This is a genomic window from Amycolatopsis sp. WGS_07 (assembly GCF_045278895.1).
Classification (GTDB): Bacteria; Actinomycetota; Actinomycetes; order Mycobacteriales; family Pseudonocardiaceae; genus Amycolatopsis.
The window spans coordinates 5,611,084-5,632,658 of record NZ_CP136053.1; the positions used below are offsets into that span (position 1 = coordinate 5,611,084).

General features: G+C 70.2%; 16 protein-coding genes and 1 pseudogene. 5 read left to right on the plus strand and 12 right to left on the minus strand.

All coding sequences use genetic code 11. The features are described 5' to 3' along the window. Positions 1–51: 51 nt before the first annotated feature. Both RPX00_RS26600 and RPX00_RS26605 read right to left on the minus strand, forming a co-directional pair. Positions 52–708 carry a potassium channel family protein gene (locus RPX00_RS26600; protein ID WP_406629384.1) on the minus strand — a complete coding sequence of 219 codons (657 nt, stop codon included), beginning with the start codon at positions 706–708 and terminating at the stop codon, positions 52–54. Then, a complete protein-coding gene (locus RPX00_RS26605) occupies positions 708–1,373 on the minus strand; it encodes a potassium channel family protein (protein ID WP_406629386.1) in 666 nt (221 codons plus the stop codon). Before RPX00_RS26605 ends, RPX00_RS26600 begins: the two co-directional genes overlap by 1 nt. 96 nt (positions 1,374–1,469) lie before the next feature. On the opposite strand from RPX00_RS26605, the pseudogene RPX00_RS26610 reads away from it, so the two are divergent. Both RPX00_RS26610 and RPX00_RS26615 read left to right on the plus strand, forming a co-directional pair. Then, positions 1,470–3,475, plus strand: a pseudogene (locus RPX00_RS26610) (APC family permease); the annotation flags it as partial. Between the two features lie 37 nt (positions 3,476–3,512). After that, the gene (locus RPX00_RS26615; protein ID WP_406629388.1) at positions 3,513–4,703 is read left to right on the plus strand and encodes a class I SAM-dependent RNA methyltransferase; all 1,191 of its coding nucleotides are present in this window, start codon (positions 3,513–3,515) and stop codon (positions 4,701–4,703) included. Between the two features lie 2 nt (positions 4,704–4,705). Here RPX00_RS26615 and RPX00_RS26620 read toward each other — a convergent pair whose 3' ends face one another. The 4 genes from RPX00_RS26620 to RPX00_RS26635 form a co-directional block, all read right to left on the minus strand. Further along, positions 4,706–5,125: a hypothetical protein gene (locus RPX00_RS26620; RefSeq protein WP_406629390.1), complete on the minus strand. Its 420-nt coding sequence runs from the start codon at positions 5,123–5,125 to the stop codon at positions 4,706–4,708. A gap of 369 nt (positions 5,126–5,494) precedes the next feature. After that, a complete protein-coding gene (locus RPX00_RS26625) occupies positions 5,495–7,048 on the minus strand; it encodes a GMC family oxidoreductase (protein WP_406629391.1) in 1,554 nt (517 codons plus the stop codon). Further along, a complete protein-coding gene (locus RPX00_RS26630) occupies positions 7,045–8,577 on the minus strand; it encodes an APC family permease (protein ID WP_406629393.1) in 1,533 nt (510 codons plus the stop codon). The genes RPX00_RS26625 and RPX00_RS26630 overlap by 4 nt, the downstream gene beginning before the upstream one ends. Before the next feature lie 25 nt (positions 8,578–8,602). After that, positions 8,603–10,072: an aldehyde dehydrogenase family protein gene (locus RPX00_RS26635; protein ID WP_406629395.1), complete on the minus strand. Its 1,470-nt coding sequence runs from the start codon at positions 10,070–10,072 to the stop codon at positions 8,603–8,605. Positions 10,073–10,281: 209 nt separating this feature from the next. Here RPX00_RS26635 and dxs point away from each other — a divergent pair, with 209 nt between their 5' ends. Then, positions 10,282–12,198 (plus strand): 1-deoxy-D-xylulose-5-phosphate synthase, encoded by a 1,917-nt coding sequence (dxs, locus tag RPX00_RS26640; RefSeq protein WP_406629397.1) that lies wholly within the window; start codon positions 10,282–10,284, stop codon positions 12,196–12,198. A 73-nt stretch (positions 12,199–12,271) separates the two neighbouring features. Here dxs and RPX00_RS26645 read toward each other — a convergent pair whose 3' ends face one another. Continuing rightward, positions 12,272–12,898, minus strand: coding sequence for a hypothetical protein (locus RPX00_RS26645; RefSeq protein ID WP_406629399.1), 627 nt, complete (start codon positions 12,896–12,898; stop codon positions 12,272–12,274). Positions 12,899–13,068: 170 nt separating this feature from the next. On the opposite strand from RPX00_RS26645, the gene RPX00_RS26650 reads away from it, so the two are divergent. Further along, the gene (locus RPX00_RS26650) at positions 13,069–13,716 is read left to right on the plus strand and encodes a cupin domain-containing protein (protein WP_406629400.1); all 648 of its coding nucleotides are present in this window, start codon (positions 13,069–13,071) and stop codon (positions 13,714–13,716) included. A 55-nt stretch (positions 13,717–13,771) separates the two neighbouring features. Next, positions 13,772–14,641 (plus strand): LysR family transcriptional regulator, encoded by an 870-nt coding sequence (locus tag RPX00_RS26655; RefSeq protein ID WP_406629402.1) that lies wholly within the window; start codon positions 13,772–13,774, stop codon positions 14,639–14,641. On the opposite strand, the gene RPX00_RS26660 is transcribed toward RPX00_RS26655, so the two are convergent. Genes RPX00_RS26660 through RPX00_RS26680 form a run of 5 tightly spaced genes read right to left on the minus strand, consistent with a single transcriptional unit; the run spans position 14,607 to position 21,487 of the window. Next, positions 14,607–16,052: a purine-cytosine permease family protein gene (locus RPX00_RS26660; protein WP_406629403.1), complete on the minus strand. Its 1,446-nt coding sequence runs from the start codon at positions 16,050–16,052 to the stop codon at positions 14,607–14,609. The two genes, RPX00_RS26655 and RPX00_RS26660, sit on opposite strands and share 35 nt — an antisense overlap. Then, positions 16,052–17,449 (minus strand): gamma-aminobutyraldehyde dehydrogenase, encoded by a 1,398-nt coding sequence (locus RPX00_RS26665; protein ID WP_406629405.1) that lies wholly within the window; start codon positions 17,447–17,449, stop codon positions 16,052–16,054. The genes RPX00_RS26660 and RPX00_RS26665 overlap by 1 nt, the downstream gene beginning before the upstream one ends. Further along, the gene (locus RPX00_RS26670) at positions 17,446–19,089 is read right to left on the minus strand and encodes a thiamine pyrophosphate-binding protein (RefSeq protein ID WP_406629407.1); all 1,644 of its coding nucleotides are present in this window, start codon (positions 19,087–19,089) and stop codon (positions 17,446–17,448) included. The genes RPX00_RS26665 and RPX00_RS26670 overlap by 4 nt, the downstream gene beginning before the upstream one ends. Then, positions 19,086–20,039 (minus strand): agmatinase, encoded by a 954-nt coding sequence (gene speB / locus RPX00_RS26675; RefSeq protein ID WP_406629409.1) that lies wholly within the window; start codon positions 20,037–20,039, stop codon positions 19,086–19,088. The genes RPX00_RS26670 and speB overlap by 4 nt, the downstream gene beginning before the upstream one ends. Beyond that, positions 20,036–21,487, minus strand: a complete 1,452-nt coding sequence (locus tag RPX00_RS26680) for a sodium:solute symporter (protein ID WP_406629410.1) — start codon at positions 21,485–21,487, stop codon at positions 20,036–20,038. The genes speB and RPX00_RS26680 overlap by 4 nt, the downstream gene beginning before the upstream one ends. Positions 21,488–21,575 lie beyond the last annotated feature (88 nt).

Here is a 21,575-nt window from a genome sequence, read left to right on the forward strand (position 1 = left end):
TCCGACGCACGAAAAAGGGCGGGCCCGCGGCGGGCCCGCCCTTTTCGCGTCTCAGTAGCCCAGCGCCGAGCGGATCTCCGGTTCGACGTCCGAGGTCGCGACGAACAGCAGCTCGTCGCCCGCCTCCAGCGGGTCCTCCGGCTGCGGCACGATCACCCGGTCGCCGCGCAGGATGGTCACCAGCGCCGCGTCGCGCGGCAGGGCCAGCTCGCTCACCGGCTTGCCCGCCAGCGGCGTCTCCTCCGGCAGGGTGAGTTCCACCAGGTTCGCCTGCCCCTGCCGGAACGTCATGAGCCGCACCAGATCGCCGACGCTCACCGCCTCCTCGACCATCGCGGCGAGCATCCGCGGCGTCGACACGGCCACGTCGACGCCCCACGCGTCGGTGAACAGCCACTCGTTGGCCGGGTTGTTCACTCGCGCCACCACGCGGCGCACCGCGAACTCCGTCTTCGCCAGCAGCGACACCACGAGGTTGGCCTTGTCGTCGCCGCTCGCCGCGATCACGACGTCGCAGCGTTCGATGCCGGACTCCTCGAGGATCGACACCTCGCACGCGTCGCCGAGCACCCAGTCGGCCTGCGGAACGGACTCCGGCTCGAACTGGTCGGCGTCGCGCTCGATGAGCATGACCTGGTGGCGCCCGTCGATGAGTTCGGCGGCGATGGACTGCCCGACGGCTCCCGCGCCCGCGATCGCGACCCGCATCAGTTCTCCTCCTCGGGGGCGCGAGCGGCCAGGCTCGTCACGTCTCCGACGGTGCCCGAGCGCGCCGCCACCCACACGTCGTCGTCGGCCTGCACGACGGTCTTCGCGTCCGGCAGCACCGCGGTGCCGAAGCGCATCATGAACGCCACCCGCGCGCCGGTGGTCTCCTGCAGTTCCCGCACGCTGCGGCCGACCCAGCCCTCGTGCAGCGGCAGCTGCAGCAGCGCGACGTTGCCGGACGGGTCGCGCCACGCGGAGGCGACGCCGTCGGGCAGCAGGGTGCGCAGGAACCGGTCGGTCGTCCACGGCACGGTCGCGACGGTCGGGATGCCCAGCCGTTCGTACACCGCGGCGCGCTTGTGGTCGTAGATGCGCGCGACCACGTGCTCGATGCCGAAGTTCTCGCGCGCGACCCGCGCGGAGATGATGTTGGAATTGTCGCCGCTCGACACAGCGGCGAAGGCGCCCGCGCGCTCGATCCCGGCCTCGACGAGCACTCGGCGGTCGAAGCCCGCCCCGACGACCTGCTGGCCGTGGAAGTCGCTGCCCAGCCTGCGGAACGCCTGCTGGTTCTTGTCGATGACGGCCACCTCGTGGCCGAGCCGCTCCAGCGCCGCGGCCAGAGACGCGCCGACGCGGCCGCATCCCATGATCACCACGTGCACGCTTAGCCTCCTCGCAGGGTGCGGATGACCCGTTCGTGGGTACCCTCGGACACCAGCGCCGAACCTACCTTGCCCGCCCCCAGTTAGGCTCTCGTGGTGTCGAAGTTCCCGACCGTGCTGAAGCGGCTGGTCCTCGGGCGTCCGTTCCGCAGCGACCGTCTCTCCCACACACTGTTGCCCAAGCGCATCGCGCTGCCCATTTCGCCTCCGACGCGCTGTCCAGCGTGGCCTACGCGCCGGAGGAGATCTTCCTGACGCTGAGCGTCGCCGGCCTGTCCGCGTACGCGTTCGCGCCGTGGATCGGCATCGCGGTCGCGCTGGTCATGCTCGTCGTCGTCGCGTCGTACCGGCAGAACGTGCACGCGTATCCGAGCGGCGGCGGCGACTACGAGGTCGCGACCACCAACCTCGGCGGGAAGTTCGGCCTCACCGTGGCGAGCGCGCTGCTGGTCGACTACGTGCTGACCGTCGCGGTGTCCACTTCGTCCGGTGTCGCCAACATCGGCTCGGCGATCCCGTGGGTGGCCAACCACAAGGTGATCACCGCGGTGGCGATCGTCGCCGTCCTGACCGCGCTGAACCTGCGCGGGGTGCGCGAATCGGGCAAAGCGTTCGCCATTCCGACCTACGGGTTCATCGTGGGCATTCTGGTGATGGTCGTCTGGGGGCTGTTCCAGACCGTCACCGGCACCGAGATGCGCGCCGAGAGCGCGAACTTCACGCTGCACGAGGAAGGCAGCTGGGCGGGCATCGCGTTCGTGTTCCTGATCCTGCGGTCGTTCTCGTCCGGCGCGGCGGCGCTGACCGGGGTCGAGGCGATCAGCAACGGCGTGCCCGCGTTCCGCAAGCCGAAGTCGAAGAACGCGGCCACCACGCTGCTGCTGATGGGCGTGCTCGCGGTGACCATGCTCATCGGGATCATCACGCTGGCGGTCGTCACGAAGGTGAACTTCGCCGAGGACCCGGCGCGGCAGCTGGCCGGCGCGCCCGCAGGCTACGAGCAGAAGACGATCGTCGCGCAGATCGCGCACGCGGTGTTCGAGAACTTCCCGCCCGCGTTCTACTACATCTCGTTCTCCACCGGCATCATCCTGCTGCTGGCCGCGAACACCGCGTTCAACGGCTTCCCGGTGCTCGGCTCGATCCTCGCCCAGGACCGCTACCTGCCGCGGCAGCTGCACACCCGCGGCGACCGGCTGGCGTTCTCCAACGGCATCCTGTTCCTCGCGATCTTCGCGCTGGTGCTGATCATCGCGTTCGACGCGGAGGTCACCCGGCTGATCCAGCTGTACATCGTGGGCGTGTTCGTGTCGTTCACGGTGAGCCAGGCGGGCATGATCCGGCACTGGAACCGGTTGCTGGCCAAGGAGACCGACCCGGCGGCGCGGCGGCGGATGCGCCGCTCGCAGACGGTGAACGCGGTCGGCCTCACCATGACCGGCGTCGTGCTGGTGATCGTGCTGATCACCAAGTTCCTGCTCGGCGCGTGGATCGCGATCGCCGCGATGGTGGCGATTTTCGCGCTGATGACGGCGATCCGGAAGCACTACGACCGGGTGTCGGAGGAACTCAAGGACATGGGCGACGCGCCGACCGTGCTGCCCTCGCGCAACCACGCCATCGTGCTGGTGTCCAAACTGCACCGGCCGACGCTGCGCGCGCTGGCCTACGCCAAGGCGATGCGCCCGGACGTGCTCGAAGCGGTCACGGTCAATGTGGACGACGCCGACACCCGCGCGCTGACCCAGGAATGGGAAGCGCACAAGTTCAAGGTGCCGCTGAAGGTCGTCGAATCGCCGTACCGGGAAATCACGAAGCCGGTGCTCGACTACGTGAAGCGGGTTCGCGGGGCCAACCCGCGCGACGTGGTCACCGTGTTCATTCCGGAGTACGTCGTGGGGCACTGGTGGGAACAGGTGCTGCACAACCAGAGTGCGTTGCGGCTCAAGGGACGGCTGCTGTTCCAGCCGGGCGTGGTCGTGGCGAGCGTGCCGTGGCAGCTCGAGTCGTCGCAGAAGGCGGCCGCGCGGATGCGCAAGGCGCGCCCGTCGGCCGGCGACGTCCGGCGCGGGTTCACGCCCACCACTCCTCGACCGGCGGACGCCAAAAGCCAGCCCCTGCAACAAAGGAATCATCTGAATGAGCGACAGCTGGCTAGGCCGCGTACTGGAACTGGAAGTAGGTCCGGTCGCGCACGGCGGGCACTGCGTGTCGCGTGTGGACGGACGAGTGCTGTTCGTGCGGCACGCGCTGCCGGGCGAGCGCGTGCGGGCCGAAGTGACCGAAGACAAGGGCGGGTCGTTCTGCCGGGCCGATGCGATCGAGGTGCTGAGCGGGTCCGAGCACCGGGTGACGCCGCCGTGCCCGCTCGCCGCGCCGGGCGGTTGCGGCGGCTGCGACTGGCAGCACGCCGAACCGGCCTACCAGCGTGAACTGAAGGCCGCGGTGGTGGCCGAACAGCTGCAGCGGCTCGCGGGCATCACGCGCGAGGTCGTCGTGGAACCGCTCGAAGGCGGCCCGCTCGGCTGGCGCAGCCGGGTTCGGCTGGTCGCCGGCCGCGACGGCCAGGCCGGGCTGCGGGCGCACCACAGCCACCGCGTCATCCCGATCGACGATTGCCCGATCGCGGTGCCGGGATCGCTCGACACCGCGCTGAGCAAGCGCTGGCGTCCGGGCACCGAGCTGGAAGTGACCAGCGACGGCGAAAATCACCTCCACCTGCGCGAACTCGCCACGGTGCGCGGGCGTACGCAGGGCAAGCAGCTGTCCGGCGGCATGGCGGTCCAGCACGCGGCCGGACGGGACTGGCGGCTCGACGCGCACGGATTCTGGCAGGTCCACCCGCACGCGGCGGACACGCTCGCGCAGCTCGTGCGGGAATGGGCGGACGCGCCGCTCGGCGGGGTCGCCTGGGATCTGTACGCCGGGGTCGGGCTGTTCGCGTCGGTGCTGGCGGAGCAGGTCGGCCCGGACGGCCAGGTGCTGGCGATCGAATCCGGCCGGCGCGCGGTGTCCGACGGCGAGCGCAATCTCGCCGACCTGCCGCAGGTCAGCTGGCGTTCCGGGCGGGTGGAACACCTCATCGGCGACGCTCCGAGGCCGGTCGACGTGGTGGTGCTCGATCCGCCGCGCAAGGGCGCGGGCCGCGCGGTCGTCAACGCGATCGCGGAGGGCGAACCGGACCGGATCGTTTATGTCGCTTGCGATCCGGCCGCGCTGGCGCGGGACGTGCAGTTCTTCGCCGAGCACGGGTATTCGCTGACGGATCTGCGGGCGTTCGACGCGTTCCCGATGACGCACCACGTGGAGTGTGTCGCGCTGCTGCAGTGACTTTATCGCGCCCGCTGGACATTCGCCGCCGCGGCGAATCCTGTCGCGGCTAAGACGAGGCCGGAGGCCAGCAGCACCCACGCCCCGGCCGCCGGTTGTACGACGGCGGACGGGGCGAGCCGGTTCGTGCCGGGGATGGTGATCACGAGGTAGTGCACCAGGATTCCGGCGACCGCGATGCCGGTCAGCGACGCGAAGGCCAGCGGTTCGGCGCGGCGCTGGCGCAGGGTCAGGACCGCCAGCGCGAACGCGAGCGCCAACGCTCCGGCGCAGACCAGCCGGAGGCCGAGGTCAAGATCGGGTTCCGCGCCGCCGAGCGGCAGATTCGCCGGCAGGTAGTGCGCGGACGGCAGGGCGAGCCCGACGCCGCCGCCCACCGCGGCGGTCGCCCCGGCCCACGCGAGCGCTCGATTGCCTGCCACGCAAGGAAGTCTACGTTGCTCGGGCGTGGTTTTCGGCTGGTTCGGGAGGATCGCGGCGGCTTGGCGTGACGACGGCGGATCGCTTCTGATTGCTTGCGGTGCAACGGAAATCGCGGCGGCTCGCGGTTCGAGCCGTACCCGGTGGCGGTGACGTTTGGTAACGATACGGTTACTTGAGAACCTCAGCGCGCTCGCTGGCGACTGACCTGATGTGCATCGAGGAAGGTGCGCACCGGCAGCCGCCGGAAGACGAAGCGAGGGGTGGACATGATTGTGCGCAAGATGCTGGCCGCGGCACGTGCTTTGGTGACGGGCCGCCGAGGCGGGCGGGTGGTCGTGCCCGCTGGGACACCACCACCCGCCGGAAGATCAGCCCCGGTCTTCCTTGAGCATGTCCGCGCATTTCTCGCCGATCGCCATCGTCGTGATGCACGGGTTCACCGTGACAAGGAACGGCATCACCGAAGCGTCGGCCACGCGCAGGCCGTCGACGCCGCGCACGCGGAGCCGGGCGTCCAGCACCGCCTCCGGGTCGCCGTCCGCGCCCATCCGGGCCGTGCACGCGGGGTGGTACACGGTGTTGTGGGTCTTGCGGAGGTAGTCGGCGATCTCGTCGTCGGTCGTGCAGTCGCGGCCCGGCGCGAGTTCCACGCCCGCCCATTCGTCGAGCGCGGGCTGGGCGGCGATCTCGCGGGCGAGCTTCACGCCGTAGGTCATCACCCGCATGTCGTACTCGTCGGTGAAGTAGCGCGGGTCCACCCGGGGCTTGTCGCGGAAGTCGCGGGTGCGCAGCCGCACCGTGCCCCGCGATCGGCTGCGGGTCACGTTGGGCGTGAGGCAGAAGCCGTTCTCGGTGGTCGGGTAGCCGTGCCGGACGGTGTTCATGTCGAACGGGACCGAGCCGTAGTGGAACATCAGGTCCGGGCGGTCGAGGCCGTCCTCGGTCATGGTGAAGATGCCGATTTCCCACCACTGCGTGGATTCGGTGACCATCGGCTGGAGGGCGTCCCACATCACCAGGCCCTCGGGGTGGTCCTCGAGGTTCGAGCCGACGCCCGGCGAGTCCACGAGCACCTCGACGCCGACCTCGCGCAGGTGCTCGGCGGGCCCGATGCCGGACAGCATCAGCAGCTTCGGCGTGTCGATCGCGCCGGAGCTGACCACCACCTCGCGGCGCGCGGTGATCGTGCTGTGGTGGATCAGGTCCGCGTCCAGCACCTCGACGCCGGTGCAGCGGCGGCCGTCGAACAGCAGCCGCTTCGCCCGCGCGCCGGTGCGGATCTCCAGGTTCGGCCGCTTGCCCATGATCGGGTGCAGATAGGACACCGACGCCGAAGACCGGGTGCCGTCCTCGCGGGCGTTGATCTGGAACCAGTTCGCGCCGTGGGTCACGGTCTTGCCGGAGTTGAACTCCGTCGTCGGGATGCCCGCCTGCTCGCACGCGGACAGCAGCGCCGCGCCCGCCGGGTCGTTCGGCGGCACCGAGCGGATGGTGACCGGGCCGGAGCGGCCGTGGTGCTCGCCGGGGCCGTCGTTGGTCTCGAGCCGTTGGTACAGCGGGAAAACGTCCTTGGCGGACCAGCCCGGGAGGCCCATCGAGGCCCATTCGTCGAGGTCCTCGGCCGGGGCCCAGAACGCGATGCACGAGTTGTGCGACGAGCAGCCGCCGAGCACCTTCGCGCGGGCCTGGCGCAGGTAGGAGTTGCCCGCCTCCTGCGGCTCCACCAGGTAGTCCCAGTCGTAGCCGGATTCCAGCAGGCCCATCCAGCGGGTCAGCTCCAGCACCTCCGGCACGTCCGTGTCGGAGGGTCCGGCCTCGAGGAGGCAGACCGTCACGTCCGGATCCTCGGACAGCCGGGCGGCCACCACCGATCCGGCCGTGCCGCCGCCGACCACCACGTAGTCGAACTCGCTTGTGCTCACCGGGAAACCTCCTCGTCGGGCGCGGGGGCGGCGGCGTGGTCCGCCAGCACCCCGACCTTGTGCCGTTGCACGAACCAGTAATAGGCGAAGCCGCCGGCCGCGAAGACGCCGACGAACAGCACCGAAATCCACTTCAGATACCAGTGGAAGGGAGGGGAAGCGTTGTAGATCTCGTTGCGCGGCCAGGCCAGGTTGACCGTCATCGCCCCGCCCCACAGCACCGCGAGGACGTTCACCGGGAGGCCCCAGCGGCCGAGGGAGAAGCGGCCGGCCGGGGCGCCCTCGCGCGGCCAGCGCCCGCGCAGCCTGCGGATCAGCATCGGCACGGTCACCAGCAGGTAGGACAGGTAGATCAGGATGATCGCGAGGCTGGTCACCGCGGAGAAGATCTGCGTGGAGTTGATGTTCAGCACCAGCAGCGCGACCGCGAGCACGCCGATCACGATCGCGGGCAGCACCGGCGTCCCGGTCTTCTTGTTGACCCGCGCCAGTTTCCGGCCGCCCGGGAGCGCGTTGTCGCGAGCCATCGCGAAGGCGATCCGGATCGCCGCGGTGTGCACCGCCAGCACGCACACCGTGATGGCGATGAACACGACGAACAGGAACACCCGTCCGATCGCCGGGCCGAGCGCGTCGGTGAGCACGTACTGCAGGCCGACCGTGCCGAGTTCCGGCGCGTTGATGTTGCCGACGGCCATGAGCGCGAACAGGATGATCAGCCCGCCCAGCACGAAGGAGGCGACCAGCGCGCGCAGGATCGCCTTCGGCGCGTTGCGGTGCGGGTTCAGGGATTCCTCGCCGAGCGAGGCCGCGGTGTCGAAGCCGTACATCACGTAGGAGGAGGCGATGCCCGCGATCAGGAACGCGCCGAGGTAGCCGGAGGAATGCCCGGCCTCGGTCCCGTTCGTCTGGGTCACCACCGACGGGCCGCGCACGAAGTGGAACGCCAGGAACACCACCAGCAGCACCGCGAACAGCAGTTCCACGAACACGCCCGCGCTGTTGATCCGGGCCATCAGCTTCACGCCGAACGCGTTGACCAGCGTGGTGAACACGATCAGCACGGTGGCCAGCAGCACGCCGTTGGCCGCGTCGCTGGTGCCCGTCCCGTCGCCGATGAACTGGAAGAACGACGTGATCTGCGGCAGCGTCCGCTGGTAGGCGAGCGCGGTCGCGGAGATCGAGACGATCGAGGCCAGCAGCATCATCCAGCCGGCCATCCACGCGATGTGCGGGTTGCTGAGCTTCTTCGCCCAGTTGTAGACCGACCCGGCGACCGGGTACTGCGCGGCCAGTTCGGCGAAGCAGAGCGCCACCATGAGCTGCCCGACGAACACCGCGGGCCAGGACCACCAATAGGCGGGCCCGCCCTCGGACAGGCCCAGATACGACAGCTGGAACACCCCGGTCAGCACCGAGATGTAGCTGATGCCTGCCGCGAAGGTGTGGAAGCTGCCGAGCGTTCTCTTGAGCTGGTTGGTGTAGCCGAATTCGCCGAGTTCGCGATCGCCGGTGTCGCTCAAGGGCATGGTTCCTTTCGGTGGGGGAGGGGGATCAGCCGGAGAACCAGTGCTGGGGGCCGGGCTTCAGGTTCTGGTGGATGTGCTTGACCTCGGTGTACTCGGCCAGGCCGGTCGGGCCGAGTTCGCGGCCGAAGCCGGACTGCTTGTAGCCGCCCCATTCGGCCTGCGGCAGGTACGGGTGGTAGTCGTTGATCCACACCGTGCCGTGCCGGAGCCGGTTCGCGACGCGCTGGGCGCGGGCGGCGTCCTGGGTGAACACGCCGCCGGCCAGGCCGTAGTGGGTGTCGTTGGCGATGCGGACGGCGTCGTCCTCGTCGGTGAACGTCTCGACGGTCAGCACCGGGCCGAAGGACTCCTCGACGACCGCGGTGCTGCCCTGCTGGACGTTGTCGAGGATCGTCGGCAGGTAGTAGAAGCCGTCCTGCAGCGCCGGGTCGTCCGGGCGCTTGCCGCCGGTGCGCAGGACAGCGCCCTCCTCGATGGCGGTGGCGACGTAGCGCTCCACCTTCTCGCGGTGCGCGGCGGAGATGAGCGGCCCGGTCTCGGCGTTCTCGTCGAACGGCCCGCCGAGGCGGATCCGCTCCGCGCGGCGCACGAGTTCGTCGACGAACTCGTCGTGCCATTCCCGCTGGACGATCAGCCGCGCGCCGGCCGAGCAGACCTGGCCCGAGTGCAGGAACACCGCGGTGAGCGCGTAGTCGACGGCGGTCTCGAAGTCCGCGTCGGCGAACACGACATTCGGGTTCTTGCCGCCGAGTTCGAGCGCGACCTTCTTGACCGTCGCCGCGGCGTTCGCCGCGATCACCCGTCCGGTGGCCAGCCCGCCGGTGAACGACACGAGGTCGACGTCCGGGTGCTCCGACAGCGGGGCTCCGGCCGCCGGGCCGGCGCCGAGCACCAGGTTCGCGACGCCGCCGGGCAGCCCGGCCTCGGCGAGCAGCCGCATGAACAGGATCGAGGTGTGCGGCGTCAGCTCGCTCGGCTTGAGCACGAAGGTGTTGCCCGCGGCCAGCGCCGGGGCGATCTTCCACACCGTCTGCAGCAGCGGGTAGTTCCACGGGGTGATGAGGCCGCACACGCCGACCGGCTCGTGCACGATCCGGCTGAACGAGTCCGCGCTGCCGGTGTCCACGACCCGGCCCGCGTCGTTGCCCGCGAGCTTGCCGAAGTAGCGCAGGCAGGCGGCGATGTCGCTCATGTCGTAGCGGCTCTCCACCAGGCGTTTGCCGGTGTCGAGCGATTCGGCGCGGGCGAACGCCTCCGCGTCGCGGTCGAGCAGGTCGGCCGCGCGCAGCAGCAGGTCGCCGCGTTCGCCCGCCGGAGTGGCGGGCCACGGGCCGGTGTCGAACGCCCGGCGCGCCGCGGCGATGGCGGCCTCGGTGTCTTCCGCGGTCGCTTCGGCGACTTCGGCGACCAGGCTGCCGTCCGCGGGGCACCGGATCTCGCGTCGCCCTCCCGCGCGCGCGTCCACCCATTCGCCGCCGATGTACAAGTCCGCCATGGGGTCCTCTCGAGGTCGGGGTCCGTCCGGGATTATCACGGCCACGCGGGGTGACCGCGACTTGACCGACCGGCCTCGTGATCTTCCCCGCTCGTGGAGTTGCGTTCCCGCCCGACCTGTGATCCGGGACGCGGGCGGCCGGACCGAGGTGGCGGCCGTCCGTAGACTGGCCGGAACCGGCGGAGGAAGAAAACGGACGGGGTGGAGCGGTGACCATGCTGGACTCGGTGCACGGACCGGCGGACCTGAAGCGCATGAGCGTCGAGGACCTCGGCGAGCTGGCGGCCGAGATCAGGGACTTCCTCGTCGACAAGGTCCGCCGCAGCGGCGGGCACCTCGGCCCCAACCTGGGCGTCGTCGAGCTGACGCTGGCGCTGCACCGGGTGTTCGACTCGCCGCGCGACGCGATCGTGTGGGACGTCGGGCACCAGGCGTACGTGCACAAGATCGTCACCGGGCGGCACGACCAGTTCGACCGGCTGCGCCAGCAGGGCGGGCCCGCCGGGTACCCGTGCCGGAGCGAGAGCGAGCACGACCTGGTGGAGAGCAGCCACGCGTCCGCCGCACTGTCCTATGTGGACGGCATGGCGAAGGCGTTCGAGCTGTCCGGCGGCCCGCGCAGGCACGCGATCGCGGTGGTCGGCGACGGCGCGCTCACCGGCGGCATGTGCTGGGAGGCGCTCAACAACATCGCCGGGCGCAAGGACCGCCCGGTCGTGATCGTGGTCAACGACAACGGCCGGTCGTACTCGCCGACCATCGGCGGGATGGCCGACCACCTGGCGTCGCTGCGGCTGCAGCCGGGCTACGAGCGGCTGCTCGACGGCGGGCGCGAGCTGCTGCGCAGCACCCCGGTCGTGGGCAAGCCGATCTACGCCGCGCTGCACGCGGCCAAGGCGGGCATCAAGGACGCGCTGAGCCCGCAGGTGATGTTCTCCGACCTCGGCCTGAAGTACCTCGGCCCGGTCGACGGGCACGACCTGGTGGCGCTGGAGAAGGCGTTCCAGAGCGCGCGGGCGTTCGGCGGCTCGGTGATCGTGCACGTGGTCACCGAGAAGGGCCACGGCTACGCGCCCGCGGTGAACCACCAGGCCGACCAGATGCACCAGACCGACCCGATCGACCCGGAGACCGGCCTGCCGCCGGTGAAGGGCCCCAGCTGGACCGGCGTGTTCGGCGACGAGCTGGTGAAGATCGGCGAGGAGCGCGAGGACGTCGTGGCGATCACCGCCGCGATGCTGCGCTCGACCGGGCTGGAGAAGTTCTCCGAGCGCTTCCCGGACCGCTGGTTCGACGTCGGCATCGCCGAACAGCACGCGGTGACCTCCGCCGCGGGCCTCGCGATGGGCGGCTGCCATCCGGTCGTCGCGCTGTACTCGACGTTCCTGAACCGGGCGTTCGACCAGGTGCTGATGGACGTGGCGCTGCACCGCCAGCCGGTGACGCTGGTGCTGGACCGGGCGGGCATCACCGGCCCGGACGGCCCGAGCCACCACGGCATGTGGGACCTGTCGCTGCTGGGCATGGTGCCGGGCATGCGCGTGGCCGCCCCGCGCGACCCGGGGACCCTGCGCGAGGAACTCCGCGAAGCGGTCGCGGTGCAGGACGGTCCGACCGCCCTGCGCTTCTCGAAGGGCAGCGTCGGCCCGGACGTGCCCGCGGTGGAACGCATCGGCACGGTCGACCTGCTGCGCCGCCCCTCGGGTTCGACGGACGTGCTGCTCGTCGCGGTGGGTCCGTTCGCGCAGCTGGCGCTGTCGGCCGCGGACCGTTTGGCAGACCAGGGCATCGGCGTGACGGTCGCGGACCCGCGCTGGGTGGTGCCGGTGCCGGCGGAGCTGGTCGCGCTGGCGGAACAACACAAACTCGTCGTGACGGTCGAGGACAGCGGCCGGCACGGCGGCTTCGGCTCGGCGCTGGCGGCGGTCCTGCGGGATGCCGAATGCGACGTCCCGCTGCGCGACCTCGCGGTGCCGCAGGCCTTCCACGACCACGGCACCCGCGCCGAGGTGCTGGACCGGCTCGGCCTGACCGCACAGGACGTGGCGCGGCGGATCACGGAGTGGGCGTCCGGGCGGCTGGGGGCTGACGTGGAGGAGACCGCGCAGGAGAAGCCTCGAGCTTGACCGGAGGGCGGGGCGGAAGCGTCGCCTGAGCGCGTGAAGGGCGGGTTCCCCAGCCGGAACCCGCCCTTTGTCGTTACCCCGCCGCCGGGGCTTCCGCCGCGAAGGTCTGGTCGATGTCCGGCACCCAGTAACAAATCTCCAGCGTCTTCAATCTCGACATGTGCCACACCTTCCGTCCGCTGCCCAGCGCCCCAGCTGCGCCCAGCACCGACAGCGCTGCGGCCACAGCGGCGACCACCCGATGCGGCCCGGTCGAGGTCTGCACGAGCGCGACGACCGTGGCCAGCGTGAAGGCGAACGCGATGTTGCGCAGCATCACCGACTGCGCGCGCATCCGGATTACCTCCCCGGCCGCGTCCTTGTCGTGCAGTTCGGCGGCGGCGACGAGCAGCGCCGGGTCCGCCTGGACGTAAGCGCGGTCGCGCGCCTGCGGCACCCGGGCGACGAACTCCTGCCGCGCGTCCTCCGCGTCGCGCCGGGGGCGCAGCCGGTCCAGCTGGGCGGCCAGCGGGTGGAAAAGGTGCCCGAGCAGGTAGCTGGCCACTACCGCGCCGGCCACGAGCAATAGCCCCGGTGCGGTGGACAGTGCGGTGACGTGCAGGACGCCCAGCCGGTCGAGTGCGTAGACCGTCAGCGACAGCTGCACCGCTCCGGGGACGGTGAAGCTGAACAGATCGAAGATGCTGACCGCGAATGTCACGAATCGCCTCCAGTGCACGGTTTTCGGGGAACGGGATCGTCCCACGGCGGGGCGGGGCTTGTTCATCGTGCGGCGCGATAGCAGTGATCCGGGCTGGGCTGTTTCCGATTCCCGCGATCTCGGAAGAATAGGGGAAAGCAGGTGATCCCCTTTTCGGAAAGGTGGCAAGAATGCCGGAAATCAGCAGGCGCGGTGCGCTCGGGGCGGGAGCGGGAATCGCCGCGGCGACCGCGTTGGGGGCGACGGGGACGGCGCGGGCGAGCACCGCGGCGCCGGTGAACCCGCCGGCGAAGACGGGCAAGCCCGATTACCTTTTCCCGCTCGCCGCATCCGCGCCGGCCACCTTCGACGGCGGGAGCCTGCGCGGGGCCCACGAGCAGAACTTCCCGGTCTTGGCTGGTCAGCAGGGCTCGGTGTACCTGGTGCATCTCGATCCCGGCGGTCTGCGCGAACCGCACTGGCACCCGTCCGCGTGGGAGCTGAACTACATCATTTCCGGCAAGGCGGACTGGAGCATTCTCGGCACGCACGCGGACGGCAGTTACCACAATGAGGCTTTCACCGCGTCGGCCGGGGAACTCGTTTTCGCCCCGCAGGGATTCTTCCACTATTTCGCGAATTCCAGCACCACCGAAGGCCTCGACGTGCTCGTCATGTTCAACACCAGCACCGGGGAGCCGAACGACGACATCGGCATCGTCGGGACGCTCAACTCGCTGCCGCGCGAGATCCTGGCCGCTTCGTTCGGGGTTCCGGTGTCCGCGTTCGCCGCGGTGCCGAAGGATCTCAAGCCGGTGGTGATCACCCGGCGGCGGTAGTGGCGGTGCCCACACCTGGTGCACGGCCGAGCACCGAGAGTGGTACTCCGGAGTAGTGATCGATCCGGTGCTGCTGCGCACTTTTCTCGCCGTGGCCGAGGCGGGCGGGTTCTCCGAAGCCGCCCGCCGGCTGGATCTCGGGCAGTCGACGGTGAGCCAGCACGTCCGCCGGCTCGAGACGGCGGTCGGCTGCGTGCTGTTCGAGCGCGACACGCACAGCGTGCGCCTCACCGGCGACGGCGAGACGATGACCGGTTTCGCCCGCGGCATCCTCGACCAGCAGGACCGCGCGCTGCGGTACTTCTCCCGGCCGGGCCCGCGCGGGCGGGTCCGGTTCGGGGTGTGCGAGGACTTCCTGCTCGGCCACGCCGCGGACGTCCTCGGCCGGTTCCGCGGCGCGCATCCGGGGATCGACCTCGAACTGTCGGTCGAACTGAGCGCGGTGCTGCACTCCCGGCTCGCCGACGGAGAACTCGACCTGGTGCTCGCCAAACGCGATTCCGGACAGGGCCTGCGACGGGATCCGCTCGTGTGGGTCGGCTCGCCCGGACTCGAACTGGTCCCGGGCGAGCCGGTGCCGCTGGTCCTCTACCCGGAGCCGAGCGTCACCCGGGCCCGCGCGCTGAACGCCTTGCGCCGCAACGGAGTGGAGTGGCGGATCGGCTGCGTCAGCGAACGGCTCAACGGCCTCCGGGCCGCGCTCGACGCGAGACTCGGAATCGGCCTGTTCGCGGCGTCGGTGGTCCCGGACGGACTGGTCCCGGTCGCCGGACTGCCGGACCCGGGATCGGTCACGTTCGTGCTGAGCCACCGAGGCTCGGCGCGGGGTTCGACAGCGGCGCTGGCGGACACGATCCTGTCGGCCCGGTGGAGCCGCCCGGACCAGCTGGTCACGCTTGCGCAGCCACCGCTTCCGCTGGGCTAGCCGAAGGCCCGAAGACCTCCCGAGGCTCCGGAAACACCTTCACCAGCACCGGATACGCCACTGCGGCCGTGCACAGCGTCACCACCAGGCTGATGTCTACCCCGCCCGCGACGCCCGCCAGCGGGCCGGTGATCATCGGCGTGTTCGCGCACAGCAAACCCAGTGCGGTGGCCGGGATCCAGGCCGCCATCGCGCGCCAGTTCACGCCCCGGTGGAACCAGTACCGGCCGCCGGTGCGGCCTTCGTTGAACACCTGCAGGTCGGCCGGGTCGTAGTAGCCGCGGCGCTGCACGTAGCCGATCATCATGATCACCATCCACGGCGACGTGCACAGCACGATCAGCGTCGCGAACGCGTTGATGCTGGACACCATGTCGAGCACGAAATTGCCGACGAAGATGAACAGCACGCTGAGCGTCCCGATCAGCAGCGTCGCCCGCACGCGGGACAGCCGCGGGAAGATCGAGCTGAAGTCCAGGCCGGTGCCGTACAGCGCGGTGGTCCCGGTGGACAGGCCGCCGATCAGCGCGACCACGATCAGCGGGATCGCGTACCAGAGCGGGGAAATCGCGGTCAGCCCGGTGACGTAGTCGGCCGGGTCGGCGACCAGGGTCGCGGTCGCGATGCCGAAGCCGAACGGCAGCAGCGTCGCCAGCTGGGCGAGGAACGGCGCGGCCAGCAGCGAGCGGCGCGAGTGGGTCGCCGGGATGTAGCGCGACCAGTCGCCGAGGAAGGCGCCGAACGAGATCGGGTTCGCCATCACGGTCAGCACGGCGAGGATCCACGTCGGCCAGAAGGTGCCGAGCGCGAAGGCGCCGCTGCCGGCGAACGACGGGTCGAACGAGCCGCCGTAGGCGAAAATCCCGACCAGCATGATGAGCGTGCCCAGCGTGACGGCGACGCGGTTGACCAGCAGCATGAACCGGTAGCCGTAGATGCATACGACGAGCACGGCGATCGCGATCACGCCGTAGGCGACCGCGCGCAGGACCGGACCGCCGTCGATGCCGAAAAGCCGTTGTGCCGCACCGGCTACCGCGTCGCCGCTCACCCACACCGAGATCGCGAAGAAGGTGATCGCGGTGAGCAGCGACAGGAACGAACCGACGCATCGGCCGACCACGCCGAAGTGCGCGCCGGACGAAACCGCGTTGTTGGTGCGCGTCACCGGGCCAAACAGAGCCATCGGCGACAGGACGAGCGCGCCGAGCACCACGCCCACGACCGTCGCCGCGAGCGCCGCCCAGAAGCTCAGCCCGTACGCGATCGGCAGCGTGCCAAGGATGATCGTGGCGAACGTGTTGGCCCCGCCGAACGCGAGCCGGAACAGGTCGCGCGGCCGGGACGTCTGCTCGGCGGTCGGGATCGGCGCGATGCCGTGCTGTTCGACCTCGGTGACTTTGCCGCCCATCACTCGAACCTCGTCATCACGTGCTTGACCCGGGTGTACTCGGCGAACGAATACGCCGACAGGTCCTTGCCGTGCCCGGAGCGGCCGAACCCGCCGTGCGGCATTTCGGCGGTCAGCGGGCCGTGCGTGTTCACCCACACGCAACCGAAATCGAGGTCGCGCGACACCCGTGCGACGCGCGCGACGTCGTTCGTCCAGACCGAAGAGGCCAGGCCGTACGGGACGCCGTTGGCCAGCTCGATCGCCTCGGCCTCGTCCGCGAACGGCTGGACGGTGATCACCGGCGCGAAGATCTCCTCCTGGACCAGCTCGTCGTCCTGGCGGAGGCCGGACACGACGGTCGGCGCGAGCTGGAAGCCCGGTCCGGGCGCGGTGCCGCCGGTTTCGACGCGCGCGTGCGGCGGCAGCTGCTTCAGCAGGCCGAGCACGCGGTCGAGCTGGGCACGGCTGTTGAGCGGCCCGTAGTCGACGTCCGGACGGCGGGTGGCGGCCGTTTCCGCCAGCGCGGCGACGAATTCGTCGTGGATGCTCTGGTGCACCAGCACGCGGCTGCCCGCCGTGCAGTCCTGGCCGGCGTTGTAGAACGCGGCGTCGGCGATCCGCTCGGCGGTGTCGGCGAGGTCGGTATCCGGGAAGACCAGCAGGGGAGCATTGCCGCCCAGCTCGAGGTGGGTGCGCTTGAGATCGGCTGCGGCGACGGTGGCCACGTCGATGCCGGCCCGGGTCGAACCGGTGATGGACACCAGATCGGTTCGCGGGTGGCGGACCAGCGCGCGGCCGGTTTCGCGGTCGCCGCACAGCACGTTGAACACGCCCGGCGGCAGGAATTCCGCCGCAGTTTCGGCCAGCAGCACGGCGGTGGACGGCGTGGTTTCCGCGGGCTTGAGCACCACGGTGTTGCCCGCGGCGAGCGCCGGGCCGATCTTCCACACGGCCATCATCAGCGGGTAGTTCCACGGCGCGATCTGCGCGCACACGCCGATCGGCTCGCGGCGGATCACCGACGTGTGCCCGGCGAGGTATTCGCCCGCGCCGGTGCCTTCGAGCTGACGCGCCGCGCCGGCGAAGAACCGCAGCGTGCTCACGCACTCCGGGATCTCCTCGTCCAGCATGACGGCGCGGACCTTGCCGGTCTCGCGCACCTCGGCGTCGGCGAACTCTTCCGCGCGGGCTTCCAGCGCGTCGGCGATCTTGAGCAGGGCTTCCTGGCGCTGCGCGGGCGTGCTGCGCCGCCACGACTGGAACGCGCGCGCCGCCGACTCCATCGCGAGGTCCACTTCGTCCGGTCCGGAAAGGACACTGGTGCCGAAGACCTTGCCGGTGGCCGGATCGGTCAGCTCAAGGGTCTTGGCGGTGTCGACCAACGCGCCGCCGACGAAGTTGCGGATGTGGGTCACGAGTGCTCCAGGTGAGTCGGGGCGAACATCTTCAGCAACGCGGGAAGCACGACGACGGACGGGCCGGGAGTGCGCAGTGCGTCGGCGAGGTCGGCGCGGACAGTGTCCACAGTGGTCTTTCGCGCGGGGATGCCGAACGATTCGGCCAGCGCGGCGAAATCCGGCCGGGGCAGCTCGGTCGCGGTGGTCTGGCCGAACGCGCCGGTGAGGTACTCGCGCAGGATGCCGTAGCCGCCGTCGTCGATGACCAGCCAGGTCACGTCGAGCTGGTGCTGCACGGCGGTGGCCAGCTCGGCCAGGCCGTACATCGCGCCGCCGTCGCCGGACACGGCCAGCGAACGCACTCCGGCCGCGGCGGCGCCGAGTGCGCCGGGAAGTCCGTAGCCGAGGCCGCCCGCGCCCTGTGCGGTGTGGATCGGCGCGCCGTCCGGATTCCACGCCGACCAGGCCCAGTAGGCCGCGATTGTCATGTCCCAGAAGGTTTGCGAGCCGTCGGGGAGTGCGGCGCGGATGTCCTCGATCAGCTTCCGCTCGAGAGCGAGCGGCTGACTGTCCAATCTGGACTCCATGCGCGCGAGCAGATCCTTCACCGCCGCTTCGGCGCGACCGTCCGCGGGACGCGGGGTGAGCTGGCCCAGCAGCGCGCGGAGGGTGTGCCGGACGTCGGCGTGCAGGGCAAGCGCGGGGTAGTTGGATTCCAGCTTCCCGAGATCGGCTTCCACCTGCACGATCCGGCCGCGCGGCGCGAACTCCCGGTAGTTGCTGGACAGCTCGCCCAGCCCGGAGCCGAGCACCAGCAGGACGTCGGCGTCGGCGAGGAATTCCGTGGTGTGCCAGTCTTCCAGCCACGATTGCGCGGACAGCTCGTGGTCCCAGGCGAAGACGCCCTTGCCGCCGAACGTCGACACCACCGGTGCGCGCAGGGCTTCGGCGAGCTGGCGCAGCTCGTCGTGCGCCCCGGACCGCAGTGCGCCGCCGCCGGCGAGAATGACTGGATTCTTCGCCGCCGCAAGGAGTTTCGCGGCTTCGGCGACCAGCTCCGGCAATGGTTCGAGCGGTGCTGGAGCCGCGGTTACCGACGTCAGCTCCGGCAGGTTCGCCGAGGCGAGCAGCACGTCCTGCGGGATTTCCACCCACACCGGCCCGTACGGCGCGGTCGCGGCGGATTCCCACGCCTCGCGCAGCGCGGTCGGGATCTGGCTGATCGAGCGGACCACGTGCACCGACTTGACGACGTCGCGGAAACTGGCCTGCTGGTCCGGCAGCTCGTGCAGGTAGCCGTGCCGTCCGCCGCCGAGCCCGGCGACCGGGATCTGGCTGGAGATCCCGAGCACCGGCACCGAGGCCGCGCGCGATTCCTGCAGCGACGCCAGCGTGAGCAGCGCGCCAGGGCCGGTCGACACGATCATCGGCGTGACCGGCACCGGGCCGTGCGGATCGGCGGCGAGCCGGGCGCGCGCGTGACCGTCCGCGGCGAAGGCGAGGTTGTTCTCCACCCGCGAGCTGACCACGCGCAGGTCGTCCGCCCGCCGCAGCGCTTCGAACAGGCCGAGCGCGTGCTGTCCGGGCAGGCCGAACACGGTGTCCGCGCCAAGCGCCCGCAGTGTCTCTACGACAACGTCGCCGCCGATCCGGGTCATGCGTCGCGTCCCAGGGCCAGCAGGCTGACGAGGTCGTAGGCGACGTGCGAAGCGGCGACCGCGGTGATCTCGGCGTGGTCGTAGGCCGGGGCCAGCTCCACGACATCGGCGCCGACCAGGTTGAGCCCGCGCAGGCCGCGCAGGATCTCCAGCAGTTCGCGGCTGGTCATGCCGCCCGCTTCGGGAGTGCCGGTGCCGGGCGCGTGCGCGGGGTCGAGTACGTCGATGTCTACGGACACGTACAGCGGACGGTCGCCGATGCGCTGGCGAAGCGCGTCCACGGTCTCGTCGATGCCGCGTCGCAGCACGTCGCCGGACGTGACGATGCCGAAGCCGAGGCGACGGTCTTCTTCGAGGTCGCGCTTGCCGTACAGCGGGCCGCGCGTGCCTACGTGCGACACGGCGCTGGTGTCGAGGATGCCTTCTTCGACCGCGCGACGGAACGGGGTGCCGTGCGTGTACGGCTCGCCGAAGTAGGTGTCCCAGGTGTCGAGGTGCGCGTCGAAGTGAAGCAGCGCAACGGGACCGTGCTTCTTCGCGGCCGCTCGCAGCAGCGGCAGCGCGATGGTGTGGTCACCGCCGACAGTCACCAGCTTCGTCGGGCCCGCCGTAAGCGCTTCGGCTTCCTGCTGGAGCTTCTCGATCGCTTCGCCGATGTGGAACGGGTTGACCGCGATGTCGCCCGCGTCCACGACCTGCTTCTCAGCGAACGGCGAAACGTCCAGGCCCGGGTGGTACGGCCGAAGCAGCCGGCTCGCTTCGCGCAGCGCGGAAGGACCGAAGCGCGCGCCGGGGCGGTAGGACACGCCAGAGTCGAACGGCACGCCGACCACGGCTACGTCAGCGCTCGGCACCTCGTCGATCCGCGGCAGCCGCGCGAAGGTCGCGAAGCCGGCGAAGCGCGGGATCTGCGACGAGTCGAGCGGGCCGACCGGACGCTGTTCACTCACTGGGTCAACTCCTGTCGGGTTTCGGATGCGCTGAGATCTTCAGCGGCTTCGGAGCCATGCAGACGTTGTGTCCACACGGAAAGAATGCTGTCCGGCGTACGCGGTGTCGCGAGACTGACGCCGACGTACACGATCAGGCTGACGCCAAGGCCCCAATAGATCGGGCTGTTGGCCGCAACCCCGTCGATGAACATGAAGGCGATGACGGACACCGTTCCGGCCACCATCGACGCGTACGCGCCTTCGCGAGTACCGCGCTTCCAGAACAGCGCGCCGACGATCGTGACGAGCAGACCGCCGACGAGGATGTCGTACGCGATCGTGAGCGCGTTGACGACGTCGTCCACGAGCATTGCGATACCGATGGCCACGATGCCCAGCACAAGTGTCGTCACTCGGTTACGCAAGACCTCGCCACTCTTAAGGCCGACCTTGCGCAACAGGTCCGAAGTCGTCGTGGTGGCGCACGCGATCAGCGCGCCACTCGAGGTCGACATCAGCGCCGACAGCGCCGCAGCGAGCACGAGACCGCGTACGCCGGTGGGCAGCAGCCGTTCGGCGATGGTGGCGAAGGCGTCCTGCGCACTGCCGAGGTCTGGGTACAGCACCTTCGCCGCCGTGCCGATCAGCGCGCCCGCGATGCCGTAGACGAGGCAGTAGACGCCGGAGATGATGCCGCCGCCGGTCGCGACGCGCGGCGTGCGCGCGGTGAACACGCGCTGCCAGATGTCCTGTCCGATCAGCAGCCCGAAGGTGTAGATCAGGAAGTAGGTCAGGATCGTCTCGCCGCCGATCGAGGTGAACTCGAAGTACGACGCGTCCAGCTTCTCGGCCATCCCGCTGAAGCCGCCCGCGGACACGAGCGCGATCGGCAGCAGCACGAACAGGATGCCGATCGTCTTGATCACGAACTGCGCGATGTCGGTCAGCGTGATCGACCACATGCCGCCGAGCACCGAGTACAGCACCACGATCGACCCGCCGATCGCGATCCCGGCCCAGCTCGGGATCGAGAACAGCACCTTGAAGATCGACGCGAACGCCAGCGTCGAGGTGACCGTGAGCATCAGCGTGTAGCCCCACATCACCGCGCCGGACACCGCGCTCGCGCGGCCGCCGTAGCGCAGGTCGAGCATCTCGCCGACGGTGTAGACGCGCAGTTTCACCAGCCGCCGCGCGAAAACCGCGTGCAGCACCAGGATCCCGGCGCCGATCGTGATCACCAGCCACGCGCCGGAGATGCCGTAGGTGTAGCCGAGCTTCACGCCGCCGACCGTGGACGCGCCGCCGAGCACGACGGCCGCCATCGTGCCGGAGTACATGAACCAGCCGAGCCGCCGTCCGGCGACCAGATAGTCGGATTTGGTCTTGGCCAGCCGGAGGCCGATCCAGCCGACCCCGATCATGCCCGCGATGTACAGCGCGATCACCGCATAGTCGCCGCCCACGGGTCCTCCTCGAAACGGGGTGGGATGTTCTTGCGGGACACCGTAGGGCCGGGCGGCCCCGCGATGGCATGGGACGATGTATCCAAGA